The organism is Peribacillus sp. P4_C12 (assembly GCF_056402095.1).
Genome location: NZ_JBFUIB010000856.1, coordinates 1 through 1,195, shown reverse-complemented (window position 1 = coordinate 1,195; position 1,195 = coordinate 1). Strand labels below are relative to the sequence as shown.

Here is a 1,195-nt window from a genome sequence, read left to right as displayed (position 1 = left end):
GAACCGCCAAGACCCGACACAGATGCAATATTAATGATTTTRCCGGACTTTTGCTGTAACATGACCTTTGCTACAGCCTGCGAAAACAAGAACGTACCCGTAACATTTACCTTCAACACTTTCTCCCATTTATCCTCAGGAACATCCAATAGCGGGCCTGACCAAGATGTACCGCTATTATTGACAAGAATATCAATGGCACCGAATTGAGAAACAGTTTCTTTTACAACATGTTCGATGTCACTCTTATTGGTAATATCACATTCAAAGGCGATCGCTTTAATTCCTAATGATTGTAGGTGATCACAAACCTCTTTACATACAGAAAGATTGCGTGAGGCAATAACAATATTAGCTCCTGCCTCTGCCAGTGCCAAAGCTATCTGTTTGCCTAGCCCTCTGCCGCCTCCGGTAATAATAGCCGTTTTATTCGTTAAATCGAACAGATTACTTAATGTTGTCAACTTTTCAGCCCTTCCGTTATGAAATATCTATCTTTTTATAAAGCGATTTATATTATTATAGAAAAGCCTATCCATTATGGTGCTTAAAATAGCCTAATGCCTCTGCCTTTTTGTTTCACTAGCTTTATTAATTTTTGCTTTATATATGAATTCAATATGTATGAGATTACTTCCTGATTTACGAGCAAAATCGAATACATAGCCTGTTTATTCGTTTACACTAAAAGAATATTAAGGAGGTTATAGATATGACGATGCATCACTTTCATTTAAGCGCGGAATGGCCTGGCGGAAGAAATGATATCGGGACGATTCAATCAGGGAATCTTCAGACCCAAATAAGCGTGCCAACCGAAATGGAAGGGCCTGGGATTGGAACCAATCCGGATGAAATGCTTCTAGGAGCAGCTTCGACCTGCTATATCATTACCTTTGCTGCCATGTTAGAGCGAAGTAAAATTGAAAAGGTCAGTTTGACAATGCAATCAGAAGCCTTAGTTGATGTTACGAATGGTGTATTCACTTACAAGAAAATTATTCATCGGCCAACTCTCGTATTAGCATCCATTACATCGGAAAAGGAGGCAGAAAAAGCCCGGAAACTTGCAGTAAAAGCGGAATCAAGTTGTATGATTTCCCGAGCCATCAAAGGCAATGTAGAAGTTGAATTAAACGCTACTATTTCCATAGCTCAGCCCTGAACAGAAGAAGTGCCTAACCCTATAGAGGGT

The 1,195-nt window shown here is 39.6% G+C and carries 2 protein-coding genes; one reads left to right on the top strand and one right to left on the bottom strand.

What is annotated here, in order from left to right; genetic code table 11:
* Window positions 1–464 (bottom strand): SDR family NAD(P)-dependent oxidoreductase (locus AC1DUW_RS29700; RefSeq protein ID WP_477644290.1); only part of this gene is annotated, 464 nt, incomplete at its 3' end.
* A 248-nt stretch (window positions 465–712) separates the two neighbouring features.
* Between AC1DUW_RS29700 and AC1DUW_RS29695 the strand changes: the two genes are divergently transcribed.
* Window positions 713–1,165 carry an OsmC family protein gene (locus AC1DUW_RS29695; RefSeq protein ID WP_053346466.1) on the top strand — a complete coding sequence of 151 codons (453 nt, stop codon included), beginning with the start codon at window positions 713–715 and terminating at the stop codon, window positions 1,163–1,165.
* The last annotated feature ends 30 nt before the right edge of the window (window positions 1,166–1,195 follow it).